Origin of the sequence: Microbacterium koreense, assembly GCF_042677105.1 — a bacterium.
Classification (GTDB): domain Bacteria; phylum Actinomycetota; class Actinomycetes; order Actinomycetales; family Microbacteriaceae; genus Microbacterium; species Microbacterium koreense.
Window position 1 is genome coordinate 1,506,554 of record NZ_JBHTIM010000001.1, and the last position, 26,299, is coordinate 1,532,852.

At 68.5% G+C, this 26,299-nt stretch carries 24 protein-coding genes; 17 read left to right on the forward strand and 7 right to left on the reverse strand.

Features of this window, described 5'->3' with window-relative positions; all coding sequences use genetic code 11:
* Positions 1 to 8: 8 nt before the first annotated feature.
* Together gndA and ACFQZV_RS06925 are read right to left on the reverse strand one after the other, a co-directional pair.
* Complete coding sequence (gene gndA, locus ACFQZV_RS06920; protein ID WP_378750432.1) at positions 9 to 1,439, reverse strand: NADP-dependent phosphogluconate dehydrogenase; 1,431 nt, start codon at positions 1,437 to 1,439, stop codon at positions 9 to 11.
* 215 nt (positions 1,440 to 1,654) lie between these two features.
* A complete protein-coding gene (locus tag ACFQZV_RS06925; protein WP_378750353.1) occupies positions 1,655 to 1,783 on the reverse strand; it encodes a hypothetical protein in 129 nt (42 codons plus the stop codon).
* Between the two features lie 195 nt (positions 1,784 to 1,978).
* Here ACFQZV_RS06925 and ACFQZV_RS06930 point away from each other — a divergent pair, with 195 nt between their 5' ends.
* Complete coding sequence (locus ACFQZV_RS06930; RefSeq protein WP_378750351.1) at positions 1,979 to 2,608, forward strand: 50S ribosomal protein L25/general stress protein Ctc; 630 nt, start codon at positions 1,979 to 1,981, stop codon at positions 2,606 to 2,608.
* 90 nt (positions 2,609 to 2,698) lie between these two features.
* Positions 2,699 to 3,283 carry an aminoacyl-tRNA hydrolase gene (gene pth, locus ACFQZV_RS06935; protein ID WP_378750349.1) on the forward strand — a complete coding sequence of 195 codons (585 nt, stop codon included), beginning with the start codon at positions 2,699 to 2,701 and terminating at the stop codon, positions 3,281 to 3,283.
* 72 nt (positions 3,284 to 3,355) lie between these two features.
* On the opposite strand, the gene ACFQZV_RS06940 is transcribed toward pth, so the two are convergent.
* Complete coding sequence (locus tag ACFQZV_RS06940; RefSeq protein ID WP_378750347.1) at positions 3,356 to 3,958, reverse strand: hypothetical protein; 603 nt, start codon at positions 3,956 to 3,958, stop codon at positions 3,356 to 3,358.
* 66 nt (positions 3,959 to 4,024) lie between these two features.
* Between ACFQZV_RS06940 and mfd the strand changes: the two genes are divergently transcribed.
* Positions 4,025 to 7,678, forward strand: a complete 3,654-nt coding sequence (gene mfd, locus ACFQZV_RS06945; RefSeq protein ID WP_378750345.1) for a transcription-repair coupling factor — start codon at positions 4,025 to 4,027, stop codon at positions 7,676 to 7,678.
* A 44-nt stretch (positions 7,679 to 7,722) separates the two neighbouring features.
* On the forward strand, positions 7,723 to 8,325 hold the full coding sequence (locus ACFQZV_RS06950; protein WP_378750343.1) for a gamma carbonic anhydrase family protein: 603 nt from the start codon (positions 7,723 to 7,725) through the stop codon (positions 8,323 to 8,325).
* Positions 8,326 to 8,346: 21 nt separating this feature from the next.
* Here the strand turns inward: ACFQZV_RS06950 and gdhA are convergent, their stop codons facing one another.
* Together gdhA and ACFQZV_RS06960 are read right to left on the reverse strand one after the other, a co-directional pair.
* Positions 8,347 to 9,705 carry an NADP-specific glutamate dehydrogenase gene (gdhA, locus tag ACFQZV_RS06955; RefSeq protein ID WP_378750341.1) on the reverse strand — a complete coding sequence of 453 codons (1,359 nt, stop codon included), beginning with the start codon at positions 9,703 to 9,705 and terminating at the stop codon, positions 8,347 to 8,349.
* A gap of 65 nt (positions 9,706 to 9,770) precedes the next feature.
* A complete protein-coding gene (locus ACFQZV_RS06960) occupies positions 9,771 to 12,431 on the reverse strand; it encodes a phosphoenolpyruvate carboxylase (protein ID WP_378750339.1) in 2,661 nt (886 codons plus the stop codon).
* 254 nt (positions 12,432 to 12,685) lie between these two features.
* Between ACFQZV_RS06960 and ACFQZV_RS06965 the strand changes: the two genes are divergently transcribed.
* Together ACFQZV_RS06965 and ACFQZV_RS06970 are read left to right on the forward strand one after the other, a co-directional pair.
* Complete coding sequence (locus ACFQZV_RS06965; protein WP_378750337.1) at positions 12,686 to 13,882, forward strand: Na+/H+ antiporter NhaA; 1,197 nt, start codon at positions 12,686 to 12,688, stop codon at positions 13,880 to 13,882.
* Positions 13,883 to 13,944: 62 nt separating this feature from the next.
* Complete coding sequence (locus ACFQZV_RS06970; protein ID WP_378750430.1) at positions 13,945 to 14,538, forward strand: MazG nucleotide pyrophosphohydrolase domain-containing protein; 594 nt, start codon at positions 13,945 to 13,947, stop codon at positions 14,536 to 14,538.
* A 154-nt stretch (positions 14,539 to 14,692) separates the two neighbouring features.
* On the opposite strand, the gene ACFQZV_RS06975 is transcribed toward ACFQZV_RS06970, so the two are convergent.
* The gene (locus ACFQZV_RS06975; RefSeq protein WP_378750335.1) at positions 14,693 to 16,204 is read right to left on the reverse strand and encodes an MFS transporter; all 1,512 of its coding nucleotides are present in this window, start codon (positions 16,202 to 16,204) and stop codon (positions 14,693 to 14,695) included.
* Between the two features lie 298 nt (positions 16,205 to 16,502).
* On the opposite strand from ACFQZV_RS06975, the gene hisS reads away from it, so the two are divergent.
* The 6 genes from hisS to ACFQZV_RS07005 are packed head-to-tail and all read left to right on the forward strand — an operon-like array spanning position 16,503 to position 21,256.
* On the forward strand, positions 16,503 to 17,759 hold the full coding sequence (gene hisS, locus ACFQZV_RS06980) for a histidine--tRNA ligase (RefSeq protein WP_378750428.1): 1,257 nt from the start codon (positions 16,503 to 16,505) through the stop codon (positions 17,757 to 17,759).
* Between the two features lie 52 nt (positions 17,760 to 17,811).
* Complete coding sequence (locus ACFQZV_RS06985) at positions 17,812 to 18,066, forward strand: hypothetical protein (protein ID WP_378750333.1); 255 nt, start codon at positions 17,812 to 17,814, stop codon at positions 18,064 to 18,066.
* Positions 18,063 to 18,596, forward strand: a complete 534-nt coding sequence (locus ACFQZV_RS06990) for a hypothetical protein (RefSeq protein WP_378750331.1) — start codon at positions 18,063 to 18,065, stop codon at positions 18,594 to 18,596. Before ACFQZV_RS06985 ends, ACFQZV_RS06990 begins: the two co-directional genes overlap by 4 nt.
* Positions 18,597 to 18,625: 29 nt before the next feature.
* Complete coding sequence (locus ACFQZV_RS06995) at positions 18,626 to 19,438, forward strand: SGNH/GDSL hydrolase family protein (protein ID WP_378750329.1); 813 nt, start codon at positions 18,626 to 18,628, stop codon at positions 19,436 to 19,438.
* A 58-nt stretch (positions 19,439 to 19,496) separates the two neighbouring features.
* Positions 19,497 to 21,092, forward strand: coding sequence for a sodium-dependent transporter (locus ACFQZV_RS07000; RefSeq protein WP_378750327.1), 1,596 nt, complete (start codon positions 19,497 to 19,499; stop codon positions 21,090 to 21,092).
* Positions 21,089 to 21,256 carry a methionine/alanine import family NSS transporter small subunit gene (locus ACFQZV_RS07005; protein ID WP_378750325.1) on the forward strand — a complete coding sequence of 56 codons (168 nt, stop codon included), beginning with the start codon at positions 21,089 to 21,091 and terminating at the stop codon, positions 21,254 to 21,256. The genes ACFQZV_RS07000 and ACFQZV_RS07005 overlap by 4 nt, the downstream gene beginning before the upstream one ends.
* Positions 21,257 to 21,262: 6 nt before the next feature.
* On the opposite strand, the gene ACFQZV_RS07010 is transcribed toward ACFQZV_RS07005, so the two are convergent.
* A complete protein-coding gene (locus tag ACFQZV_RS07010) occupies positions 21,263 to 21,739 on the reverse strand; it encodes a DUF4442 domain-containing protein (RefSeq protein ID WP_378750323.1) in 477 nt (158 codons plus the stop codon).
* 125 nt (positions 21,740 to 21,864) lie between these two features.
* Here ACFQZV_RS07010 and ACFQZV_RS07015 point away from each other — a divergent pair, with 125 nt between their 5' ends.
* From ACFQZV_RS07015 to eno, 5 genes are all read left to right on the forward strand, one after another.
* Positions 21,865 to 22,830, forward strand: a complete 966-nt coding sequence (locus tag ACFQZV_RS07015; RefSeq protein ID WP_378750321.1) for a CPBP family intramembrane glutamic endopeptidase — start codon at positions 21,865 to 21,867, stop codon at positions 22,828 to 22,830.
* A 24-nt stretch (positions 22,831 to 22,854) separates the two neighbouring features.
* Complete coding sequence (locus ACFQZV_RS07020) at positions 22,855 to 23,202, forward strand: GntR family transcriptional regulator (RefSeq protein ID WP_378750319.1); 348 nt, start codon at positions 22,855 to 22,857, stop codon at positions 23,200 to 23,202.
* Positions 23,199 to 24,212 carry a DUF1648 domain-containing protein gene (locus ACFQZV_RS07025; RefSeq protein WP_378750317.1) on the forward strand — a complete coding sequence of 338 codons (1,014 nt, stop codon included), beginning with the start codon at positions 23,199 to 23,201 and terminating at the stop codon, positions 24,210 to 24,212. The genes ACFQZV_RS07020 and ACFQZV_RS07025 overlap by 4 nt, the downstream gene beginning before the upstream one ends.
* 31 nt (positions 24,213 to 24,243) lie before the next feature.
* The gene (locus ACFQZV_RS07030; protein WP_378750315.1) at positions 24,244 to 24,912 is read left to right on the forward strand and encodes an O-methyltransferase; all 669 of its coding nucleotides are present in this window, start codon (positions 24,244 to 24,246) and stop codon (positions 24,910 to 24,912) included.
* A gap of 90 nt (positions 24,913 to 25,002) precedes the next feature.
* Positions 25,003 to 26,283 carry a phosphopyruvate hydratase gene (gene eno / locus ACFQZV_RS07035; RefSeq protein ID WP_378750313.1) on the forward strand — a complete coding sequence of 427 codons (1,281 nt, stop codon included), beginning with the start codon at positions 25,003 to 25,005 and terminating at the stop codon, positions 26,281 to 26,283.
* Positions 26,284 to 26,299: the final 16 nt, after the last annotated feature.

The window sequence follows — 26,299 nt, forward strand, 5'->3', positions numbered from 1 at the left end:
GTCGGGTGTCAGTGCGTGTCTTCGGCCTCGATCTCGGTGCGATCGCCTGACCACAACGTGTGGAAGGTGCCGTCCTTGTCGATGCGCTTGTACGTGTGCGCACCGAAGAAGTCGCGCTGACCCTGGATGAGCGCCGCCGGAAGCCGCTCGGCGCGCAAACCGTCGTAGTAGGCCAGCGACGACGAGAAGGCCGGGGCGGGGATGCCGGTCTGTGCCGAGATCGTCACGACCCGCCGCCAGGCTTCTTGTGCGCGGGTGAGTGCGTCGACGAAGTACGGCGCGGTCAGCAGGACCGGAAGATCGGGCTCGGCGCGGTAGGCATCGGTGATGCGGTTGAGGAACTGCGCACGGATGATGCACCCGCCGCGCCAGATCTTCGCGACTTCGCCGAGGTCGATCGACCAGTCGTACTCTGCGGCGCCCGCGCGGATCTCGTCGAATCCCTGGCTGTAGGCGACGATCTTCGAGGCGTACAGGGCGAGTCGAACCTCTTCGATGAAGGCATCGGGGTCGTCGGCGAACGCCGTCGCCGCGTCCGGGCCGGGGAGTTCGCGCGATACGGAACGCTGCTCCGGGTGGCTCGACAGCGATCGCGCGAACGTCGCCTCGGCGATCCCCGAGACGGGTACTCCGAGCGACAGCGCGGTCTGCACCGTCCACGCGCCGGTACCCTTGGCACCGGCCTGGTCGAGGATCACGTCGACCAGAGGCCGACCCGTCTCGGCATCGACCTGTCGCAGCACCTCGGCGGTGATCTCGATCAGATACGACTCGAGCTCGCCGCGGTTCCACTCGGCGAAGACGTCCGCGATCTCGGCCGGGGTCTTCCCGGTTCCGCGACGGATCAGATCGTAGGCCTCGGCGATCAGCTGCATGTCGGCGTACTCGATGCCGTTGTGCACCATCTTCACGAAGTGACCGGCGCCGTCATGGCCGATATGCGTCACACACGGTTCGCCTTCGGCGACGGCGGCGATAGAACGCAGGATGGGGCCCAACGTCACCCACGACTCATCGGATCCGCCCGGCATGAGGGACGGCCCGAGCAGGGCGCCTTCTTCTCCACCGGAGACACCCATGCCGACGAAGTTGATGCCGGTCTCGCGCACGGCCTTCTCGCGGCGGATCGTGTCGGTGAAGAGGCTGTTGCCGCCGTCGACGATGATGTCGCCCGGCTCGAACACGTGGACCAGTTCGTCGATCACCGCGTCGGTGGCGCGCCCGGCCTTGACCATGATGATCGCCGTGCGGGGTCGGGTGAGCGCCTGGGCGAAGGTCACGTAGGAGTCGGTCGCGACGAACCCGGCTTCGGGGTGCTCAGCGACGAGCTCATCGGTCTTCGCCGTCGTGCGGTTGTAGACGGCGACGGTGTTGCCCTCACGCGATGCGAGGTTGCGGGCGAGGTTCGAGCCCATGACCGCCAGACCGACGACGCCGATGTTGGCGTGGGCTTCACCGCGGTCGGTTCCCTGCGGTTGTGGTGCGGTGCGGTCGACGTGCTGCGGTTGTGGCGCGCCCTCGTGGGCGGGCGCCGACCCCGGCTCGTCCTCTCGATCCGTCGAGACGTCGGTCGTGTTCGAGCGATCGCTGTGCGACACGGGCATGCTCCTGTGGTCGGTGACGGGACGGACCCAGCCTAGAGCGTCGGTGCCTGTCAATCCTTGCGGTAGGCCTGGCGGCCCATCGAGAACATCGCTCCCACGGTGGCGACGAGTCCGACCACGCCCATCAGTGCGATGAGTCCGAGCAGGAGGTCGGAGGCGAGCTGGCTGTCGATCGTCATGGGTCCTCCGTGGTCGATGAAGGTGTGCGTCCTCATGGTAGCGGTGACGCTGATAGACTTCTGGCCGTACTTCGGCGAGGGACATCGCACGCGCAGTCAGGCGCACCCGCGGCATCCGTTATCGACGAGGGTGTGGGGGCCTCCTCACGCGCTCGCGTTCGAGTCGAAGCGCCCCACAATCTATCGAGGAGAGTCATGTCCACCGAGCCCGATCACAAGGTCCAGGCCGAGCTGCGCGAGAACTTCGGCAAGGGCTTCGCCCGCCGTCTGCGCGCCGCCGGTCAGATCCCCGCCGTCATCTACGGTCACGGCACCGACCCGATCCACGTCGCCCTGCCGGGCCACCAGGTGTCGCTGCTCGTACGCCGCGCCAACGCGCTGCTCGAGGTCGTCATCGACGGCAAGGACCACCTGACCCTCGTGAAGGACGTGCAGCGCGATCCCGTGCAGCAGATCATCGAGCACATCGACCTGCTCGTCGTGCGCAAGGGCGAGAAGATCCACGTCGACGTGCCGATCACGGTCGTCGGTGAGACGTTCCCCGGCACGATCGCGAACCTCGACGCGGTGTCGATCGCGCTCGAGGTCGAGGCGACGCACATTCCCGAGCACATCGAGGTCGACGTCGAGGGCTTGGAGGAGGGCGCGCACATCACCGCTGCAGACCTCACGCTCCCGAAGGGCGCGGCGCTCATCGCCGAGCCCGACACGCTGATCGTCGCCGTTTCGGTTCCGGCGGCGACGCTCGCCGCCGAGGACGAGATCGCCGAGGCCGACGCCGAAGTGGCGGCGGAGCAGTCGGAGGCGTCCGAAGACGCCGAGTGATTTCCGCGGTCACCCACGGGTGACGCGTGGTGAGGGGTGCATCCGCTGCGCGGCGGGTGCACCCCTTCGTCGTCGGGCAGGATGGAGCGCATGGCAGAGGCATGGTTGGTGGTGGGTCTCGGCAACCCGGGACCGCGGTACGAGCGGACCCGCCACAACGTCGGGCAGATGGTCGTCGACGAGCTCGCCGCTCGCCGCAACGCGACCTTCAAGACGCACAAGGCGAACGCCCGCGTCGCCGAGACGTGGCTGCGCCCCGGAGGCCCGAAGCTCGTCTTGGCCAAACCCAATTCCTTCATGAACGTCTCGGGCGGGCCGGTCGCCGGCGTTGCCGCCTTCTACGGGATCGCGCCGGAGCGGGTCATCGTCATCCACGACGAGCTCGACATCCCGTTCGATACCCTCAAGCTCAAGGCAGGCGGTGGCCACGGCGGTCACAACGGCGTGCGGGACGTGGCGAAGGCGCTCTCCACTCCCGAATTCGTTCGGGTCCGGGTGGGGATCGGACGGCCCCCGGGCCGGCAGGACGCCGCCGATTGGGTGCTCGACGCCTTCGGTGGTGCCGAGCGCGAGAACCTACCGGTGCTGATCGCCGACGCGGCCGATGCGGCCGAGCAGGTCGTCGATGAGGGGTTGCTCGCCGCGCAGCAGCGGCATCACGCGCCGCGCGTGTGACGACGTCGGCGAGGCTTGCCGCAGCGAGGTTCGCGGTCAGCCCACATCCGCCCGTCAGCCCACATCCGCCGGTCAGCCCAGTGACGTCGTTCCCGATGCGATTCCGGCGGTGAGCGAGATCTGCACCGCGAACGCGAAGAAGAGCGGGCCGAGCGCGGCGAACACGATGGCAACGATGCCCAGGGTGCGCCCGGCGTTCTTCACGGTCGCGACGATGCCCTGCGTCAATGCCCAGACACCGATCGCAGTGCCAAGCCAGAACGCGACTTCGCCGAGGAGGACATACTCGCGCACCGGCGCGAGGATGCTCCAATCGAGGGAGGGGTCGACCGAGGCGGACGAAAGGCCGAGTGCGGCCGTGTGACCGACGGTGAACGCGGCGAGGGAGGCGACGACGGGGGCGGTGAACGTGGCGACGATCGACGCCACGAGGGCGATGAGCCCCAGCGTCCGCGTCGAGCGCGGCGGCACGGCGCCCAGCGCACGCGGGGCCGCGGTGGCCGGCGCGTACGGCGCGGCATAGGGCGGATGCTGCGGGTGGGCGCCGGCGTAGGGTGCGGCGTATCGTGGCGGCACCGGCGCGGCATAGCCGGGGGCGATCGGTGGGGGTGACGATGGCGCGGGCCCGCCACCCTGCGGCGGAACAGAGGGCGGCGGCACGGCGGGATCTGTCACGCGCTCATCCTACGGCGCAGGCGTTCCCCGACGACGCGTGTCGGAGGGGCGACGTAGACTTCAGCGGTGACAGTTCCCGGGATCGTGCGCGCCCTCGAACAGGCGCAACCCTTCGCGGATGCCCTCACCGCGGCATCCGTTGACGCAGACTTCTCGATGGTCGAGGGGCTCGATGCTCCGATGCTCGCGGCCCTGCTCGAGCGCCGACGGGCTTCCGGTGCACCTCCGGTGATGCTCGTCGTCACGCCGACGGGGCGTCGCGCTGATGCCCTCGGCCCTGCGCTCGGGGCGCTGCTACCCGGCGCCGACGTGATGCACTTCCCTGCGTGGGAGACCCTGCCGCATGAGAGGCTGAGCCCGTCGGCCGAGATCGTCGGAAACCGCATCGACGTGCTCGGACGCATCGCGAGCTGGGGCGAACGATGCGCGCAGACGTCTGCGGATGCGATGACCCCGCTGGTCATCACCGCTTCTGTGCGGGGGGCGATCCAACCGCTGGCGGCGGGACTCACCGACATCCCGCCGGTCCGGCTCTCGGTCGGCGGACGTGGCCACGACCTCTCTGCTGTCGCGCAGCGGCTCGTGGAGCTCGCGTATCACCGGGTGGACATGGTGTCGCGCCGTGGCGAGTTCGCGATGCGCGGCGGCATCCTCGACGTCTTTCCGCCGACGGCGGCCCACCCTCTGCGTGTGGAGTTCTTCGGCGACGAAGTGGATCAGATCCGCGAGTTCTCGGTCGCCGACCAGCGCTCGCTCCCGGGGGATGTGCCGCAGGTGGAGCTGGTCGCCAGCCGCGAGCTCCTGCTGACCGAAACGGTGCGTGAGCGATCGCGTGAGCTGATGACGTCGTTCCCCGGCCTGCGGGGGATGCTGGAGAGGATGGCGGAGGGCATCCCGGTCGAGGGCATGGAGTCTCTCCTCCCCGCCGTCTCGGACCGCTTGGTCACCCTGGTCGACTACCTGCCCCGTGGCGCAGCGGTCGCGCTCGTCGATCCCGAGCGTGCGATCGCCCGCGCTCTGACACTCGGAGAGACCAACCGCGAGTTCCTCGACGCGGCGTGGAGCGCGGCGACCGCCGGCGCTGAGACGCCCATCGACCTCGGAGCGGGAGACTTCGTCACTCTTCCCGCGCTGCGCGACGCCGCGCACGAACGCGAAGACGTCTGGTGGACGCTCAGCTCGTTCGATTCGGGCGCCGCCGACACCGCCGAGGCGCTCCGCGAGGCGCAGGAGGGCGGTGCGCAGTTCGACATCGACGCCGCGCTGGAGGCGGCGTCCTCGATCCGAGTCCCGGCCACCGTCGTCCCATCGTTCCAGGGCAACGTCGACGGAGCCACCGCACACGTCGGCCAGTTGCTCGCCGACGGCTGGCGCGTCGTGGTCGCCGCCTCCGGTGTCGGCCTGGTCGAGCGGGCGCGCGATGTGCTCGCTGAACGCGGCATCGCCGCGCGAAAGAGCGACGACCTTTCCCAGGCGCCCGAGCCTGCCGTCGCGCACGTCGTCGTCGCGCCCCTCGAGCGGGGATTCCAGGCTCCGGATGCCCGCCTCGCGGTCATCACGGAGTCCGAGTTCTACGGGCGCACCATCGGCGGCGACCAGCGGGTCGTGAAGAAACTCGCGTCGCGCCGCAAGAACGTCGTCGACCCTCTTCAGCTGAAGGCGGGGGATTACGTCGTCCACGCCACGCATGGCATCGGGAAGTTCGTCGAACTGATGCAGCGGGAAGTCTCCAGCGGTGGCCGCAACGCGGTCAAAAGCACCAGGGAGTACCTCGTCCTCGAGTATGCGCCCGCCAAGCGGGGCTACCCGGGTGACAAGCTGTTCGTGCCGACCGATCAGCTCGATCTGCTCTCGCGCTACGTCGGCGGCGAGGCCCCGAACCTGTCGAAGATGGGCGGAAGCGACTGGGCCCAGGCCAAAGGCAAAGCGCGCAAGGCGGTGCGTGACATCGCCGTCGAACTGGTCAAGCTGTACTCGGCACGCATGGCCGCGAAGGGATATGCGTTCGGCCCCGACACACCGTGGCAGCGCGAACTCGAAGAGGCCTTCCCGTTCGCCGAAACACTCGACCAGCTGCAGACGATCGATGAGATCAAGGCAGACATGGAGAAGTCGATCCCGATGGACCGGCTGCTCTCGGGCGACGTCGGGTTCGGCAAGACCGAAGTGGCGGTGCGTGCGGCCTTCAAGGCGATCCAGGATGGCAAGCAGGTGGCGATGCTCGTCCCGACCACCCTTCTGGTCAAGCAGCACTTCGAGACGTTCCAGGAGCGCTTCGCGGGCTTTCCCGTGAAGATCAAGGCGCTGTCCCGTTTCCAAACCGACAAGCAGGCGCGCGACACGATCGCGGGCCTGACGGACGGCACGATCGACATGGTGATCGGCACCCACCGCATCCTCACCGAAAAAGTGATCTTCAAGGATCTCGGGCTCATGATCATCGATGAAGAGCAGCGGTTCGGCGTCGAGCACAAGGACGCGCTGAAGAAGCTCAAGACCAACGTCGACATCCTGGCAATGAGCGCAACACCCATCCCGCGCACGCTCGAGATGGCGGTCACCGGCATTCGCGAGATGTCGACGTTGCAGACGCCGCCCGAGGACCGGCATCCGATCCTCTCGTTCGTCGGCCCCCGCAACGACAAGCAGATCGCCGCTGCCATCCGCCGCGAGCTGCTGCGCGAGGGTCAGGTGTTCTACGTCCACAACCGGGTGCAATCGATCAACCGGGTCGCGGCCGATCTTGCCGAACTCGTCCCCGAGGCGCGGATCGCCGTCGCCCACGGAAAGATGGGCGAGCACCAGCTCGAACAGGTCGTCGACGACTTCTGGGAACGAAAATCGGACGTGCTCGTCTCGACGACGATCATCGAGACCGGACTCGACATCGCGAACGCGAACACGATCATCATCGACCGCGCCGACAAGTACGGGCTGTCGCAGCTGCACCAGTTGCGTGGGCGCGTGGGGCGCGGCAGAGAGCGGGCCTATGCGTACTTCCTCTACGACGAGATGAAGCCGCTGTCAGAAACCGCCGCGGACAGGCTCGAGACGATCGCCGTCAACAACGACCTCGGATCGGGCATGCAAGTGGCGCTGAAAGACCTGGAGATCCGCGGCGCGGGAAACCTCCTGGGCGCCGAGCAGGCCGGACACATCGCCGGGGTCGGCTTCGACCTGTACCTGCGCATGATCGGAGAAGCCGTCTCGGCCTTCCGCGGTGACGAGGTCGAGGGGCCCACCGAACTGCGACTGGAACTGCCTGTCGAAGCGCGCATTCCGGAGGGGTACATCGACAGCGAGCGTCTGCGGCTCGAGGCGTACCAGAAGCTGTCGGCGGCCGCCTCGGTGACGGCGGCCGAGGACGCGATCGACCTCGTCATCGACGAACTCACCGACCGGTACGGCGAGCCACCGGGCGAGGTCGGTGGTCTCGTGGCTGTGGCCAGGCTGCGTCGTCGGGCCGCTGCGGCCGGACTCGCCGACGTCGTGGCGATGGGCAGCAATCTGCGGATCGCCCCGGCTAACCTGCCGGATTCGATGAAGGTGCGCCTGCAGCGGCTTTACCCGAAGGCGAAGCTCGTGCAGGGGGGCGACGCCCTGCTCGTGCCGCTGCCGTCGGCGGGCGGCGAGCCGGTGGGCGAGGGTGAGCTCATCGCGTGGGTCGCGCAGCTCATCGACCAGCTGTGGCCGATCAAACAGGCCGCGCCCACGGTGTGAGCTCGCAGGGCTGGGCATAGGCTGACGGGGAGCGAGGAGCAACAGTGCTGTTCGAACACCTCGGGGTGAGCCCCCGCATCCATCCCGATGCAGTCGTGGCGCCGACCGCCGTGATCAGCGGAGACGTCGAGATCGGTCCCGATTGCCACGTGCTGCACGGCGCCGTGATCACCGCTGAGGGTGGGGCCGTCACACTCAGCGCCCACGCCATCGTCATGGAGAACGCGCTCGTGCGTGCGACCGCGACCAATTCCGTGCACCTCGGCGACCACGTGCTCGTCGGCCCGATGGCGAGCATCTCGGGTGCCGCCATCGACGAGGAGGTGTTCCTCGCCACCGGCACGCGGGTCTTCAACGGCGCTCGCATCGGGGCACGCAGTGAAGTGCGCATCAACGCCGTCGTGCACCTGCGCACGACGCTGCCGGCGGACTCGATCGTGCCGATCGGATGGGTCGCCGTCGGCGAGCCGGTGCAGATTCTGTCACCGGAGCGGCACGAAGAGATCGAGAGAGCCCAGCGCGAACTCGACTTTCCCGGCTACGTCTTCGGGCTCGATCGAGACACCCCCGACCTCATGGCGCAACTCACCGAGCGATATGGGCGTAGTCTCGCGCGGCACGCGGACGACCGGCGGATCGACGACTGAGTCGGTGACGCGGCGCGCGCGTCAGATGACCCCCTGGGCGAGCATCGCGTGCGCGACGCGCTCGAACCCCGCCGAGTTCGCCCCGACCACGTAGTCACCGGGGTGGCCGTAGCGCTCGGCCGCCGCGTACGCGGCGTCGTGGACGTCCCTCATGATCTGGCGCAGCTTCGCTTCGGAGTCGTCGAACGTCCAGCGTTGACGGGCGGCGTTCTGGCTCATCTCGAGTGCGGAGGTCGCCACACCGCCCGCGTTGGCGGCTTTTCCGGGACCGAACAGCACGTCCGCCTGCTGGAACGCGCTGACCGCACCCGGGGTGCACGGCATGTTCGCGCCCTCGGACACCGCCCGCACACCGCCCGCGATGAGGGCGCGCGCATCGTCGAGATCGAGTTCGTTCTGAGTGGCGGAGGGCACCGCGATGTCGATCGCGACCTCCCACGGGCGGGCATCGGCGACGAAACGTGCCGAGGGTCGACGTTCGGCGTACTCCGAAATCCGTCGACGCTCGACCTCCTTGACCTGGCGCAGCAGCTCGACGTCGATGCCATCGTCGTCGACGACGTAACCCGACGAGTCCGACGCCGTCACCGGGGTCGCGCCCAGCTGCCAGGCTTTCGTGATCGCGTAGGTCGCGACGTTGCCCGACCCCGAGACGCCGACACGCAGGCCTGCCAGAGATGATCCGCGCACGGCGAGCATCTCTTCGGCGAAGAACACGGCGCCGTATCCCGTCGCCTCGGTGCGAACCTCGGCTCCACCCCACTGCACGCCCTTGCCGGTGAACATGCCCGACTCGTGTCGGTTCGTGATCTTGCGGTATTGGCCGAACAGGTAGCCGATCTCGCGGGAACCGACACCGATGTCGCCGGCGGGGACGTCGGTGTGCTCGCCGAGATGGCGGTACAGCTCATTCATGAACGACTGGCAGAACCGCATGACTTCGGCATCGGAGCGGCCGTGGGGATCGAAGTCGCTACCGCCCTTGGCGCCACCGATGCCTTGGCCGGTGAGGGCGTTCTTGAAGATCTGCTCGAATCCCAGGAACTTCACGATCGACAGATCCACAGAGGGGTGAAAGCGCAGCCCGCCCTTGTACGGCCCCAGGACCGACGAGAACTGCACGCGGAACCCGCGGTTGACCTGCAGACGTCCATCGTCGTCGACCCACGGCACCCGGAACATGATCTGGCGTTCGGGCTCGACGAGCCTCTCGAGAATCCCGCCGTCGACGAACCGAGGATGCTGCTCGAGGACCGGCACGATCGACTCGAGGACTTCATGGACGGCCTGGAGGAACTCCGGCTCATGGGGGTTGCGTCGCCGGACGGTGGCGTACACGTCGCGGACGGGCTCGGGCAGGGCAGAGAGGGTCTCGGTCACGGTGGAGCTTTCGGGCCGGGAGCAGGGGTCGGAGGGGGATCGCCCCCTGCCACCCTAGTAGCGGCTTACCCCGTGTTCTGCAGGCCGGCGGATACGCCGGACACCGACAGGAGCAGGAGGCGGCGCTGCGCGTCGTCCTGTGACCCGGAACGCAAGGCACGCAAAGCGCGCAGCTGCAGGAGCGATAGAGCGTCGACGTAGGGGCTACGCATCTTCACCGCTCGTTGCAGCACCGGGCGGTTGCCGAGGAGCCCGACGCCGCCTGAAACCCGCTCCACCCACGACCGGGTCAGCGCCATCTCTTCGCTCACGAGCGCGGCGAGGTCGTCGCGGTCACCGAGTGCCAGGTATTCGCGTGAGATGCGGTCGTCGGCCTTGGCGAGGCTCATCGCCACGTTGTCGATCATCGTGCGAAACAGTGGCCATTGCTCGTAGGCCTCGGTCAGTAGGTCGACGTCGCCGACGGCTTCGAGTGCCGAGCCGAGTCCGAACCACCCGGCGAGGTTGATGCGAGCCTGGCTCCACGCGAACACCCACGGGATCGCCCGAAGGTCGTCGAGGGACTCCACAGACAGGCCGCGGCGCGCCGGGCGCGACCCGAGGGCGAGGGAGCCGAGCTCCTCCATCGGAGTCACCTGCGCGAACCACGGTGCGAAACCGTCGGCCTTCACGAGCGAGAAGAACCGTTCGCGCGAGGCGGCGTCCATGGTGGCGGCCACATCTGCGTAGCGCTCGGCGGCGGCACGGTTGCGGTCTTCGATCGAGGGGGCGGATGCAAGGAGCACCGCAGCGGCGACCTGATCGATGTGGCGCATGGCGATCGCCGGATCGCCGTAACGGGCGAAGATCACCTCACCCTGTTCGGTGAGCTTGAATCGGCCGTCCACCGAGTGAGGGGGCTGCGCGAGGATCGCCGAGTTGGCGGGCCCGCCACCGCGGCCGAGCGCACCGCCGCGCCCGTGGAACAGGGTCAGCTCGATGCCGTTCTCGCGTGCCCACGCAGCGATCAGCGCCTGCGCCTCATAGAGCGCGAGGTTCGCTGCGACCGGCCCGACGTCCTTCGACGAGTCCGAGTACCCGAGCATGACCTCCATTCGGCGGTCGGTCGCCTCCAACCGTGCGGCGAACGCCGGGTGCTCGACGACTTCGGCGAGGATCCCCGGAGCCGCCTGCAGATCGGCGAACGTCTCGAAGAGCGGGATGACGTCGAGCACCGGGGGAGTCCCGCCCGGCCCGACTGCCCACCGAGCGAGTTCGTGCACCGTGGTGAGGTCGCTCGCCGACTGCGTGAACGACACGATGTAGCGACCGGCCGCACGCGGACCGAATCTTTCCTGCAGGTACGCGATTGCGCGGAAGACATCGAGCACCTCTTCGGTGAGCTCGCTGCGCTCGCCACCGGCCTCGAGCTCGGCGAGCACTTTCGCGTGCACCGCGGAGTGCTGACGGACCTCGAGTTCGGCGAGGTGGAAGCCGAAGGTCTCCACCTGCCACATGAGTTGCTGAAGGTGTCCGTACGCCTGACGTGGGGCCCCTGCGGCGACGAGCGACTCCTGCACGATCCGTAGATCGGCCAGCAGATGCTCGGGGTCGCGATACGCGAGATCGGCGTCGCGCGCACCGGTTGCGGCGATCTTGCGCGCAATGAGCAGGAGGATGCGCCGGTGCGGCTCGCCCGGCGAGCGCTTGGCGATCTCTTGTGCCGCCTCTTCGTCGGCGCCCTTCAGGCGGTGCCACAGCGCGTCGAGCGCCGCGCTCGGCGGGGTCGTCGCGGCATCCAGGGTCAACGTCCGTCCGATGCGCGCGGCGGTGCGCTCGAGGCCCAGCAGCACGTGCTCGCTCGCGATCGCAGCCGCCTTGCGGGTCACCGAAGCCGTCACGAACGGGTTGCCGTCGCGGTCTCCGCCCACCCACGAGCCGATGCGCACGAAGGGGCGCACGACGGGAGCGCGGCTGCCCGCTCCCGGGCCCTGCAGGGCGTCGTCGACGCGGCGATACACGCGGGGGACGCTGGTGTAGAGCGTGTCGTCGAACACCGCCATGACAGCGCGCACCTCGTCGGTGGGCGCGGGCTTTTCGGGACGCAACGGTGCCGTGCGCCACAGTGTGTCGATCTCTTCGAGCATCCGGCGCTCGGCCCGCCGCTCGTCGGCACCGTTGCGCTCGGCCATGTCGCGCTCGCCGAGAAGCGACGCCAGGCGCCGGATGCTCGTGGACACGGCGCGGCGGCGGGCTTCGGTCGGATGCGCGGTGAACACCGGGTGGAAGCGCAGCCCCTGCAACCGCCGCAGGGCGGTGTCGTCGCCGACCTCGGCGGCGAGTCGGACGAATGCGGCAGCGACCGAGTCCCCCGCCTGCTCTTTGTCGGGGCGGCCGTCGCGCTCGCGCAGGACACGCACGCGTTGGTGCTCTTCGCAGAGGTTCACCAGATGGAAGTACGCGGTGAAAGCGCGCGCGACTTCGTCTGCCCGCTCGACGGTGAATCCGTCCGCGATCGCCGCCGCGCGGGCGAAGGCTTCGTCGGACTCGTCGGTGTAGGCCTGGATCGTCGCGATCCGCAGGCGTTCGACGTCGTCGAAGAGACCCGGCGACCCGCTCTCGCGCAGCACCTGCCCGAGCAGTTCGCCCAGCAGGCGCACGTCGGCGCGCATCCGCTCGGGGATCTCCTGCTCGGCTTCGTATCGTCCGACGAGGTCGATGGCCTCGGTGGGGGTGGGTTCGCGCATCCCTCCACGCTAGCGAGGTCGTGTTTCGCCGATGTCACGGCCCCGCCCGGGAATCGGTTCTGCGCGCGAGAATCAGCCGTGGCCGCTGATTCTCGCGGTGAGGATCGAGTCTCGCGTGAAACGGAAGACCCCCGCGACCGGCCCTTCCCGCCCCCGGCGGTGGGCACATCGGTAGACTGGGCCCCTGGTGTGCCGGGAAGTCTGGTCGGCGACTCGAAAACGACCCGCTCCGTTTCCCCGTCGAAAGGACCCGTGTGGCCCTCCTCCGTTCCGCCCGCTTTCCCGCGATCATCCTGCTGTCGGCAGCGGTGCTCGCCCTCATCGTCGCGAACTCTCCGCTCGGCCCCGCAGTCGAGGGGATCAAGGATTCCTACATCGGCATCCCGGGTGTCTTCGAGATGTCGGTCGGGCACTGGGTGCAAGACGGTCTGCTTGCGATCTTCTTCTTCATCGTCGCCGTCGAGCTGCAGTACGAATTGACCAACGGTGAGCTGAACTCGGCCCGCAAGGCGCTCCAGCCCGCCATCGCCGCCGCCGGTGGCGTCATCGTCCCGATCGGCGTCTTCCTGCTCTTCGCGGCCGGGTCCGACGCCGCGAACGGATGGCCCATCCCGACCGCGACCGACATCGCCTTCGCCCTCGGCGTGCTCGCCGTCTTCGGCAAGGGGTTGCCCTCGGGTATCCGGATCTTCCTGCTCGCCCTCGCGATCCTCGACGACATCGTGGGCATCGTCTTCATCGCCGTGCTCTTCACGAACGACGTCAACGTCGGGCTGCTCGCGCTGGCCGCCGTGGCCGTCGTCGTGTTCGGATTCCTGAGCCGCCAGCTGGACGGCCGTGGGCGCGTTCCCGTCTCGATCCTGCTCGTCGTCGTCGGGATCGCCACGTGGGTGCTCGTTTACCTCTCGGGCGTTCACGCCACGATCGCCGGTGTCGCCCTCGGGCTCGCGATGGCGCAGCAACCGGCGCTTCGCACGCGCCACGCGCTCGAGCCGTGGGTCAACGGAATCGTCCTGCCGCTGTTCGCCTTCTCGGCCGCCCTCGTCGCGATCCCGATGGTCTCGCCCGCACAGCTGTCGCCGGCGTTCTGGGGCATCCTCGTCGCTCTCCCCGTCGGCAAGATCATCGGCATCTCCGTCGCCGGGTGGGTGTCGTTGCGCATCGGAAACCGGGGCGCGACCCCGCATCTGAGCCTCATGGACCTCATCGCTGCCGGGGCACTGGGCGGCATCGGGTTCACGGTTTCTCTGCTGCTGTCGGAGCTCGCGTTCGCCGGCGACAAGCTCATCCGCGACGAGGCCACCCTCGGCGTGCTCGGCGGGTCGGCGATCTCGATCGTGTTGGCGGCGATCTTCGTGGCCCAGCGTGCGCGCCACTACCGCCGCACGCGCCCGGCGACCCGTGACGACGCGTTGCCCGAGACGGATTCGCACGAGGGACAGATCGCGTGAGTCCGGCAGCGCCGGATCCCCGCGAGGGCACCGGCGATGCGTTGCGCGCCGCCGCCGGGACGATGCGCGCGGTGCGTGACCACTGCGTGTGGACGCAGCAGATCGACCACGACGCGCTCGTTCCCTACCTGATCGAGGAGAGCGCGGAGCTCGTCGACGCCGTCGAAGCAGGCACTCGTGATGACCTCCGCGAGGAACTCGGCGACCTCCTGTGGCAGGTGCTCTTCCACGCCGAGATCGCTTCACGCGACGCTGACGCGCCCTTCGACATCGACGACGTCGCGCGCGGGCTCACCGACAAGATGGTGCGACGGCACCCGCACGTGTTCTCCGATGCGGTCGCCGAGACGCCTGAGGCGGTGCTCGTGCACTGGAACGCCGCCAAGGCCGCCGAGAAACGTGCGCGCTCGAGCGTGCTCGACGGGGTGAGTGAGCGGATGCCGTCGCTCGCGCTCGCGCAGAAGATGCTGGGGCGTGCCGGAGACGTCGGTGTGCGCGCGGACGATCCAACGGGTCCGCCGACGAGCGAATCCGAACTCGGCGACGCGCTGCTCGCCCTGGTCGCGGCCGCCCGCGAACAGGGGTGGGATGCCGAGCGCGCCCTGCGTCAGCGGCTCCGCCGGCTCGGTGACGAGGTCGTTGCCGCCGAGGCCTAAAGAGCGCCGTAGCCCTCCACGTCCGTGACCGCCGGGATGACGCCGCCTTCAGTGCGGGGCTTGCGACGAGAACGGTGAGGGCGATACCGAGGCCGCCCGCGAGCGCGTTCCACACCGCTCGACGCGCAGAAGGCAGCCCACCGGTCAGTAGCTGTCAATCTCGCATTGGATCGGCGGGATCGTGCGGCGTCGCCGAAGTCGGCAGCGTCAGGGAGTGCGCTGACACCGCCGCCACGACGTCCTCCCCGCCCCCGATCCCGGCGCGGGCGCGCCTGCCCATGACGACGGCCATCGCTACTCCGCACAGGGAGAAGATCGCCATCACCCATGAGACCGTGCCGATCCCGGAGACGAGGGCGTCGGCCCGCGCGAGTCCTTCCTCGACTTTCGAGGCCGTCACCGAGCTGTACAACCCGGCCGCGATCGCCGTCGCCACCGCTGCGCCCACGTATCGAGCCATGTTGGACACGCCAGACGCGGCGCCGACCTCGTTCGCCGGCACGCACGCCGTCGAGGCGGCGGAGGCGGGTCCGTTGGACAGGCCCATGCCGACGGCGACGGCAATGAGGGGGAGCACGAACGCGGCATAGGTCCAGTCCGCTTTCGCGACACCCATCACCGCGAACCCGATGGCGCTGATGAGAAAGCCGACGCCCACCAACTGACGTCCGCCGAGCTTCGCCGCCAACCTGGGGACCAGGGGCGCGATGAGCACGAGGCCGACGGTTGCCGGCAACGTGGCAAGACCGGCCTGCAGTGGGGTGAATGCCAGCGAAGCAGGGTCCTGAAAGTACAGACTCACGACGTACATGAGCGCGTTGATGGTGCCGGCGCCGATGAGAATCGCGATCGTGGAGCCGACGAGCACGCGGTTGCGCAGGATGTCGATATTGATGAGCGGCACCGCGACACGCTTCTCGACGACCACGAACGCCACACCCGCAGCTACCGCAACCGCGAAGCTACCGAGGGTGGCAATCGAGCCCCACCCCCACACGCTGCCGTTGCTGAGGGCGAGGATGAGCGGCGCGAGGATCATCGCCACCAGCGCGCTCCCGGCATAGTCGATCGACTTCGAGCGCGCGGGATCGCGCGATTCGCTGACGCCGATGTACGTGATCACCATGCACACGACGCCGACGGCGGCGTCGATCCAGAACAGCCCTTGCCATCCGGTGATTCCGACCAGCAAACCGCCCAGGAGCGGTCCGATGGCCGCGCCCACGGCGGCTGCCGCGCCCCAGAGGGACACCGCCTTCAGCTGAGCCGCTCCCTTGTTGGCCACGGTGAGAAGGCTCAGGCCGCAGGCGAGGATCGTTGCACCGGCGGCACCCTGGATGAACCGGCCGACGATCACGCCGGCACCGGAGGTCGACAGGGCGATGAGCACGCACGACACGACGAAGAGTGCGAGCCCGAGCTGAAACACGCGTTTACGCCCGAACACGTCACCCAGTGCTCCCGAGGTGACGATCACCGCGGCCCCCACCAGTGAATACCCGGTGACCGCCCACTGGAGGAGGTCGACGGACGTGCCGGTGTCGTCACTGATGGCCGGCAACAGAATCGACACCGCCGACGTGTTCGCGTTGACGATGAGCGTCGACAGGCAGGTCGCCGCGAGAACGGCGCCGGCGCGGGCGGTCGTCGCGGACGCGTCAGTCATCGCCCTCGTCCCGACGGTGCGTTCGCGACGAGCCCCGCGAGTCGGTATCCATCGAGCGGTCCCTTCGCATAGCCGGTCGGGGCGCAGGGATCGGATCGTGCCTCACGCCGCGTGAGTCGAACTCGTGCGAGCATCACCACCCGCACGAGTCATTGTGCACGCGTTCGCGGTTCCCCGCATCACCATGATCAACTACGGCGCGAGGACCAGTGGTTCGCCGAGCCCGGGTGGCTGTTCTCGGTAAGGACCGCGAAGCTGGTTGGATAGACGCGTGGCAGCAGTGAATCCGCCGCGCGGGATGCGCGACTTCCTCCCCGCCGACAAGGCCCGTCGCGAGCGGGTGCTCACAATCATCCGGGATCGGTACCGGGCCCATGGGTTCGATGAGATCGAGACTCCGGTGCTCGAGGAGTACGCCCGATTGCATGCGGGCATCGGCGGCGACAACGAAAAGCTCGCCTACAACGTCCTTCGCCGCGGGCTCGATGCCGACGCCGTGCGCGCGGGTGCCGATGATCCTGCGGCGCTCGCCGATCTCGGTCTGCGGTACGACCTCACTGTTCCCCTCGCGCGTTTCTACGCCAGCAACCGCGGGCACCTTCCCACGGTCTTCCGGTCGATTCAGATCGCCCCGGTGTGGCGCGCGGAGCGACCCCAGAAGGGGCGCTACCGGCAGTTCGTCCAGTGCGACATCGACATCATCGGCGACTCTTCGCCGCGGGCCGAGGCAGAGCTCGCGGTCGCGACGCTCGACACCCTCGACGCCCTCGGGCTCGACGGCGGAAGCATCCGCATCAACGACCGGCGCGTTCTCGATTGGATGCTGGACTCGTTCGGGTTCGGTCCTGACGAGCGTCCGGGGGTCCTGATCACGATCGACAAGCTCGACAAGCTCGGGCCTGACGGGGTGATCGCCGAATTGCGCGAACGTGCCGCGACGGCGAGCGCGGTCGAAGCCTTCGCAGCCTTCCTTCTGCGCCCGCAGACGCGCGAGTACCTACCGTTCGGTGCGGAGCAGATCCGCCGGGCGTTGCCGGACAACGCACCGGACGAGATCGTGGACCATCTCGTCGGGATCGGCGCCGCCGTCGCGGCGGCGCGGGGTGAGTCCGACATCCCGCTCGTGTTCGATCCGTTCCTCGTGCGGGGGATGGGCTACTACACCGGCACGATCTTCGAACTCGCCCACCCCTCGGTCGAATACTCGCTCGGCGGCGGCGGCCGCTACGACGGCATGATCGGGCGGTTCCTCGGGCAGGACGTGCCCGCGGTCGGTTTCTCCATCGGGTTCGAGCGGATCGTCGATCTCGTCTCCGGCGACGCGGATACGGATGCCCCGGCGGTCGTCCTCGTGCACGACCGCGACGTTCCCGTGGCCGAATTGCTGGCGCACAAGGCGACCCTCGTCGCGGGTGGCTCGCGCGTGCGCCTCGAGCAGCGGACGAAGAACCTCAAGGCGCTCCTGGAACGCGCCGCATCCGATGGATACACCGCGTTCGCCACCGTTTCCTCGGGCGCGGCGCCCGAGTCTCTCGAGATCAAGCCGCTCGGCTGACGGGATGTCAAGAATCGGTTGACATCCCGGTCTGTCAACTGATGATTGACAGATGAACACCTACACGCAGCGCACCGACCGCTTCTCGCGACGCATCGCGATCGCCGCACTCGCGGCAATTCTCGTCGGCGGCGTGATCGTCTTCGTGGGCATCGGACTCGACTGGGGTGGGTTCCTCGGCGGCCTGGCGCTCGGCGGGGGGATCGGTCTCGTCGTCGTCGGCGCCTATTTCATGGGGTACGCCCACGGGGTCCGCAACCCGGTCTCGCGGCGGGCGTGGCTCCCGAGCCAGGACGCGGGGGCGTGAGCGACCTCGCCGGCGCTCTCGGACGCGCTGTGTGGGACGAAGCCGGACTCGACGACGCTGCGGCACCCGGTCTGGAGGGTCACCTCGCCCTGGTCTCGGCGAGCGCGGAGGCTGCGAGCGAGACAGAGCGAATCCTGCAGCGATCCATTGCCTCGGCGCGCGCTGCCGGGGCGAGCTGGGCACGTATCGGTGACGAACTCGGCATGTCACGCCAGGCCGCGCAACAGCGATTCGGCATCCCGACGGGGGACGCCGCCGACGCCGAGCGGTGGCTCGGCCCGGTGACGGCGTTCGATGAGCTCACCGAACTCGACGCCGCCGGGCGCGAAGGCTGGCATACCGTCGAAGCCGGCATGCTCTCCCACCGGATGGTGCGAACCGACACCCGGTGGGAGAACCGCCGCATCCTCTGGCGCGCGTCGCTGGCGCACGAACTGTCCGACGGATGGATCGTCGGCTGCCGGTCGTTCCCCTGGATCTACCTGGTTCGCGATACGGGGATCCCCGTGTCGCGACCTCACGACACCTGACGTTCACCCGCGCGGGTTCGAATGCTGGTGTGGGTCGCATCAGTTCGGTGCTCGTGGGCGCCGTGGTCGGAGTCGTCGCGGCGCTCGCCGCGACACGCTGGATGCTCGCGCGTCAGGCGGCGATCGCACGCCGTCGGATCGGCAAGCCGCTCGGTGAACAGGCCCTCGATGCCGATCGGGTGTGGCGCAAACGGCTCGCCGGCGACCCGGCCGATCTGCTCGTGCTCGGCGATTCGATCGCCGCCGGCCTGGGCGCAGACCGACCCAAAGAAACCCTGGGGGCGCGACTCGCGAAGGATGTCGCGCGAGAGCTCGGACGCCCGGTGCGCCTGCGGTCGGCGGCGGTCGTCGGGTCGGAGTCGTCCGCACTCGAGGCGCAGATCGCCGGGCTGGACGATGGGTATCGCCCCGATGTCGCAGTGATCATCGTGGGCGGAAACGACGTCACCCACCGCGTGCCGACGGCGACCTCGGCGGAGCACCTCCGACACGCCATTCGGCAGCTGCGCGCTCGGGGTGCCGCCGTGGTCGTCGGAACCTGTCCCGACCTCGGCGCGTTGCGCGCCGTCCCGCAGCCACTCCGTGCGCTCGCCGCTCAGCAATCCCGCCAACTCGCCCGTGCGCAGGAGGCCGTCGCGGTCGACGAGGGTGCGGTACCGGTGTCGCTCCGCGCCGCCGTCGGTGCCGTGTTCTCGGCGCAGCCCGACGACATGTTCAGCCTCGACCGGTTTCATCCGAGCGCGCTCGGCTACCGGCGCACTGCCGAAGCCCTCGCGCCGGTCGTCACCGACCGCATCCGTGCCTCGTCGAGCCGACACCCGCAACGGCCGTCGGACTGCTAACGTTCCGATACCGCGGACGATCGTCGCGCAGTACTGACGAGGAGGCACTGTGGCCCGCATGGATCGAGCACCCCAGGCGGCGGCACCCGCGCCCCGCGAGGAATGGACCGGCCAAGTCGGCTTCATCCTCTCGGCGATCGGGTCAGCCGTCGGTCTCGGAAACATCTGGCGCTTCCCCGGCGTCGCGTACGAAAACGGCGGGGGAGCCTTCCTCATCCCGTACCTCGTTGCCCTTCTCACCGCAGGCATCCCGATCCTGTTCCTCGACTACGCGATCGGCCATCGCTTCCGCGGCGCCGCGCCCACCGCGTTCCGTCGCCTCGGCGGCCGCCTCGGTAGATGGATGGAGTCTCTGGGCTGGTTCCAGGCGACGATCGCGTTCGTGATCGGCCTCTATTACACGGTCGTCATCGCGTGGGCGCTGAGCTTCTTCGTGTTCTCGTTCGACCTGCGCTGGGGCGACGATCCGGTCGCCTTCTTCGTCGGCGAGTATCTGCAGGTCGGTGACCCCGGGTTCAGCTTCGACTTCGTGCCGGGCGTGCTCATTCCCCTCGTGATCGTCTGGGTTCTCACGATCGTGGTGCTGGCTGCCGGTATCGCCAAGGGGGTGCAGCGCACGAACGTCATCGTGCTGCCGATCCTGATCGTCGCCTTCATCATCCTCGTCGTCCGGGCTCTCTTCCTCGACGGCGCCGCGGACGGGCTGAACGCACTGTTCACTCCAGAGTGGGGCGCGTTGGCCGATCCCAACGTGTGGATCGCGGCATACAGTCAGATCTTCTTCTCGCTGTCGATCGCCTTCGGCATCATGATCACGTACGCGTCCTATCGCCGTCGGCGGTCGAACCTGACCTCGCCCGGACTCGTCGTGGCCTTCTCGAACTCGTCGTTCGAGATCCTCGCCGGCATCGGCGTGTTCGCCACCCTCGGCTTCTTCGCCTTCCAGCAGGGCGTGGCCGTCGATGAGCTCGAGAGCCTCACCGGGGTGGGACTGTCGTTCATGACCTTCCCGGCCATCGTGTCGCAGATGCCGGGCGGGCCGTTGTTCGGCTGTCTGTTCTTCGGCACGCTCGCCCTCGCCGGCTTCACGTCGCTGGTCTCGGTTCTGCAGGTCGTCTCGGCAGCGATCCAAGAGAAGTTCTCGATCACCCGTCGCGCCGCGGCGTTCGCGGTCGGCGGGGTTTCGGCGGTGCTGTCGGTGCTCATCTTCTCGACGACGACGGGCCTGCTCGCTCTCGACGTCGTCGACCAGTGGACGAACAACATCGGCATCGTCGCGTCGGCGATCCTCACCTCGGTGCTCGTCATCTGGGTGGCGCGCAAGGGGGGCGAGTTGCGATACCACCTCAACGCGCTGTCGACCTTCCGCGTGGGGTCGATCTGGATCGTGCTCGTCGGTGTGATCGGGCCTGTGATCCTCGGGTACATGCTCGTCTCGCGGATCATCTCGCTGATCACCGAGGGGTATGAGGGGATGCCGCCGTGGTACCTCGTCGTCTTCGGATGGGGTGCTGTGGCGGTGCTCGTCGTCGGCGCCGTGGTCTTCACGGTGCTGCCGTGGCGTCGCTCGCCCGATGACTTCGTCGCTTGGCCGGCCTACCCGCCCTCGGCGACCGAGAAGTCCGGGGCCGGCTCGAAGGAGGTGCGGTCATGACCACGATCGCCGTGGTGTTCCTGACGCTGTCGATTCTCGTTGTGTGGGGCGGACTCGCCGTCAGCGCGCTGTTCTTGCGGGCGCGACCCGAGGTCGCAAGCTACCCGGCCGACGACGTCGACGACCATCGGCAGGATGCGGGCATCATCGAGCACGACACGTGAGTCGCTTCAGGCGGCGCGACCTGATTCGGTGACGCGTCGCTTCTCGCGGATGTACACCTCGCGCCGCACGCGCGCGACGACATCGCCATCGCGGTCGGTGATCTCGGTCTCGAACCATTCGAGCACCTTCGCGCCCCCGCGCGCACGTTCGCGCAGATCGGCGACGGTCTCGGGGGAGACCTCGAAGTGGGCGGTGAGAACGCCGCGCCCGGGCTTGACGTACTCGATCTCGCCGCGGGTGTCCCAGACGACGTAGTCCCGCCCGAGTTGATGCATGACGAGCATGAAGAAATACGGGTCGGTCATCGCCGACATCGATCCCCCGAACGCGGTCTTGACGTAGTTGCGGGTGATCAGGTTCACGTGCAGTTCGACGGTGGCGCTCGTCCAGTCGTCCGCGAAGCGGCGGACGCGGATGCCGCTCCAGAGATTGGGAGCCCACAGGCTCATTGCGAGGGCCAGACGGCGAGGTGTGACGCGCATGCGGTCAGTGTGGCGGTGGGGCAGGTGAGGGAAGGAATCCCTTGTGGTGGCTCGACAAACGAACCCCGCACAAAGTATTCTACTTGTCATAGAATAATGGCTGTGCGTTTCTGGAGGAGGATGCCGTGACCACCGATCGACGTGAGACGACGCCCGCGCTGACACCCGCCGGGCGCGCCGGCGTGCCGTGGGTGGCCGTGGTCACGTTCGTCGTTCTGGCCTGTGGTCTTGCCTGGCTCGCGGTCCTGCCGCTGTGGCTGGGCGAGGGGCTCGCCTCGCCGCTGGCGACCGTCTTCATCACCCTCATGATGGTCACGCCTGCGCTGGCGACGGTGATCGTCATGGGGGTGTTCCGCACTCCCGGGGCACCTCGCGCCCGTGCGTTGGGCATGGCGCCTCTGCGCCCGCTCGGCAGGTTCTTCCTTTTCCTCGGCATCGGACTCATCGCACCGATCGTCGTCGTCGTCGCGACGATCGCGGTGTCTGCGGCCTTCGGACTCGTGGAGCTCGACCTCGTGGAGTTCTCGGGGTTCGCCGCCCAGATCAGTTCGGCGTCGGCAGGGGCGCCGCTTCCGCCGATCATCGTCCTCGTCATCGTTCAGATCGTCGCGATCCCCGTCGGTGCGCTTGTGAACAGCGTCCTCGCCTTCGGGGAGGAGCTGGGGTGGCGCGGTTGGCTCCACGGCGCGCTCCTGCCGCTCGGCGCGTGGCCGACGGTGCTGATCACGGGCGCGGTGTGGGGGCTGTGGCACGCCCCGGTCATCCTGCTCGGGTACAACTTCGCCCGTCCCGATGGCACGGGACTGGCCTTCATGGTCGGGGGCTGCGTGGCGTGGGGAGTGCTGCTCGGGTGGCTGCGGCTTCGGAGCGCGTCGCTGTGGCCCGCGGTGCTCGCACACGGCTCGCTGAACGCCGTGGGCGGGTTGATCCTCGTGTTCGTCGCCGTCGGAGAGACGCCGGACCTCGCCGTGGTCGGCCCCTTGGGGCTCGTCGCCTGGGCGATCATCGCCGTCATGGTGGTCGTCATCGTCGCGGCGCGGCAATTCCGCTCGGGTGTCGTTGCCCCGGCGACATCGGAGGCGCCTCGATGATCCGCGTGGTTCTGCGCTAGGGCCATGCTGATCCGAATCGACCCGGCGAGTGACACTGCGATCTTCGCGCAGATCGCAGCCTCCGTCCGCGCCGACATCGGCGCCGGCCGGATCCGTGCGGGAGATCGGCTCCCGCCCGCGCGCGAGGTCGCGACAGCTGTCGGTGTCAACCTCCACACCGTGTTGCGCGCGTACCAAGACCTGCGCGACGAAGGTCTGGTCGACATGCGCCGCGGGCGTGGTGCCACCGTCACCGAACGGGCCACGGCGCTGGCGCAGCTGCACGACGAGATCACCGACCTCGCGGCACGCGCTCGCGCGCTCGGAATATCCACGGAAACCCTGGCCTCACTGATGAAGGAGCACGAATGACCACGTCCAACCTCGCCGTCCGTCGCGCGCACCGCGCGTATGTCACGTTCGGCATCGTGTTGCCGCTCCTGGTCGGCCTGGTCGGCGTCGGGCTCATGCTCCTGTGGCTGCCGGAGATGCCGGAGACGATTGCGATCCACTGGGATGCCTCCGGCGCTGACGGGTTCGGTCCGGCGTGGTCGACCCCGGTCATCCTGGCCGCCACGGTCGCGCTGATCGTGGTGTTGCTGGCGGCATGCGCGCTGCCCGGTTGGCGCGCGGGGGAGTGGGGTCCGACGCAGCGGTTCGTCGGTGCGCTCGGACCGGCGATCGTGGTGTTCCTCACCGTCGGCATCACGTGGTCGTTCGGTACACAGCGCGGACTCACCGACCCCACCGCGGCACCGTCCATCCTGTTGCCCTTCGCCGTCGGAGCGCTCACCGGTGCCGTCGTGGGCGTCATCGCGTGGTTCGCGCAACCGGCGGTAACCCTCAGCGGGGGGTCGCCCGCGGGGCATTCGCCGGCCGACATCACGCTCGGTCAGGGCGAGCAGGCCGTGTGGTTGCGCACGACGACCATGTCGACGCCGGGACTGGTCTTCATCGTCCTTGCCACACTCCTCATGGCCGGTCTCGCGGTCGTGTTCGTGCTGTCAGACAGTGCGGTGGCGTGGGTGATCGTCCTCCTCGCCGTCCTGCTCCTGGTCCTCACCGTGACCATGTGCGTGTTCCGCGTCCGTGTCGACGCCGGCGGGCTCCGCGTCGCCTCGCTTCTCGGCATCCCGCGTTTCCGTGTTCCCCTGGCAGATATCGCGAGCGTTTCGGTGATCGAGGTCAGTCCGATGTCGCAGTTCGGGGGATGGGGCATCCGCCTCTCGTTGGACGGACGCTTCGGCGTGGTCATGCACCGTGGTGAGGCGATCGAAGTCACCCGTCACCGGGGGCGGACCTTCGTGGTGACCGTCGATGACGCCGAGACCGGCGCGGGCCTGTTGGACGCTCTCGCAGAACGTGCCGAAAGGACCGCTTGACGCGGGGAGATCGGCGCGGTCGACTGGGGGCATGAACACCCCCACGCCGGACGGATGGCGTCGCGTGGACGCCTACCTCGCGTCGACCCTCGTCGAAGAGGATGCCGCGCTGCGGCGCGCCGTCGCAGATCAAGATGCGGCAGGGCTGCCCTCGATCGAGGTCGCGCCGCTCAACGGAAAGCTCCTCAACCTCCTCGTGCGCATCTGCGGGGCGCGGCGTGTGCTCGAGATCGGCACGCTCGGCGCCTACTCCACGATCTGGCTGGCGCGGGCGCTTCCGGCGGACGGTCACGTGGTCACGATCGAAGCCGAACCGCGCAACGCGCATGTCGCGCGGGTCAACGTCGATCGCGCCGGTGTGGGTGACCGCGTGGAGATCCGCGTCGGGCGCGGAGCCGAGGTGCTCCCCGACCTCGAGGGCTCCGAGCCGTTCGATCTCGTCTTCATCGATGCGGACAAGGAGTCGAACACGATCTACCTCGACTGGGCGGCACGGCTCGGGCGCCCCGGCACCGTGGTCGTGGTCGACAACATCGGCAGATCGGGTGCGGTCGCCAATCCCGCCACCGAAGACCCGCAGATCATCGGTGTGCAACGGGGGCTTGAGATGCTCGCCCGTGATCCGCGCTTCGATGCGACGGCGTTGCAGACGCTCGATGCCAAGGGGTGGGACGGTGTCGCGATCGCCCTCGTCGTCTGACGCCTGTGGGGGAGCCTCACGATCGCTAAGGTGGACACCGGGCCGACGACGTTCCGAAGATCCACCTCCACGACTGAAGGAGACCCTGAAGTGGCACAGATCGAGGCAGTAGGCGCACGCGAGATCCTGGATTCGCGTGGCAACCCGACCGTTGAGGTGGAGGTGCTGCTGGACGACGGGATCGTCCAGCGTGCCGCCGTTCCGTCGGGCGCATCGACCGGCGCGTTCGAGGCGTATGAACTCCGCGACGGCGACAAGGGCCGCTACGGCGGAAAGGGTGTACAGAAGGCCGTCGCCGCGGTGATCGAGGAGCTCGGCCCGGCGATCGAAGGAATCGACGCCAGCGAGCAGCGCATCGTCGACGAGATCCTCATCGAGACCGACGGCACCGACAACAAGTCCCGCGCCGGCGCGAACGCCATCCTCGGTGTCTCGCTCGCCGTCGCCAAGGCCGCCGCGGATTCGGCCGATCTTCCGCTCTTCCGCTACATCGGCGGTCCGAACGCGCACGTTCTTCCCGTGCCGCTGTTCAACGTCATCAACGGTGGAGAACACGCCGACAACGGCATCGACTTCCAGGAGTTCTTCCTCGCACCTATCGGTGCCGAGACCTACGCCGAGTCGCTGCGGTGGGGCACGGAGACCTATCACGTCCTGAAGGGCGAGCTGAAGGCGGCCGGGTTCGCCACGGGCCTCGGTGACGAGGGCGGATTCGCGCCCGACCTCCCCAGCAACCGCGAGGGCCTCGACTTCCTCATGAAGGCGATCGAGAAGGCCGGCTTCACGCCCGGCACCGATATCGCGGTCGGCCTCGATGTCGCTGCCACCGAGTTCTTCTCCGAGGGCGTCTACACCGTCGAGGGCAAGCCGTGGTCGGCCGACCAGCTCACCGACTACTTCGCCGATCTCGTCGCGAACTACCCGATCGTCACGATCGAAGACGCGCTCGCCGAAGACGACTGGGATGCCTGGAAGTCGCTCACCGAGAAGCTCGGCACGAAGGTGCAGCTCGTCGGGGACGACCTGTTCGTCACCAACCCCGAACGACTGCAACGCGGGATCGACCTCGGCGTCGGAAACGCGCTGCTGGTCAAGGTCAACCAGATCGGCACGCTGTCGGAGACCCTCGACGCGGTCTCGCTGGCGACCCAGAACGGCTACCGTTCGATGCTCTCGCACCGCTCCGGCGAAACCGAGGACACCACGATCGCCGACCTCGCCGTCGCGGTCAACTGCGGGCAGATCAAGACCGGCGCGCCCGCTCGGAGCGAGCGCGTCGCGAAGTACAATCAGCTTCTGCGCATCGAAGAAGAGCTGGGCGACGCGGCGGTCTTCGCCGGGCGCGCGGCCTTCCCGCGCTACAAGGGCTGACGCCCGCTGAAGCGAA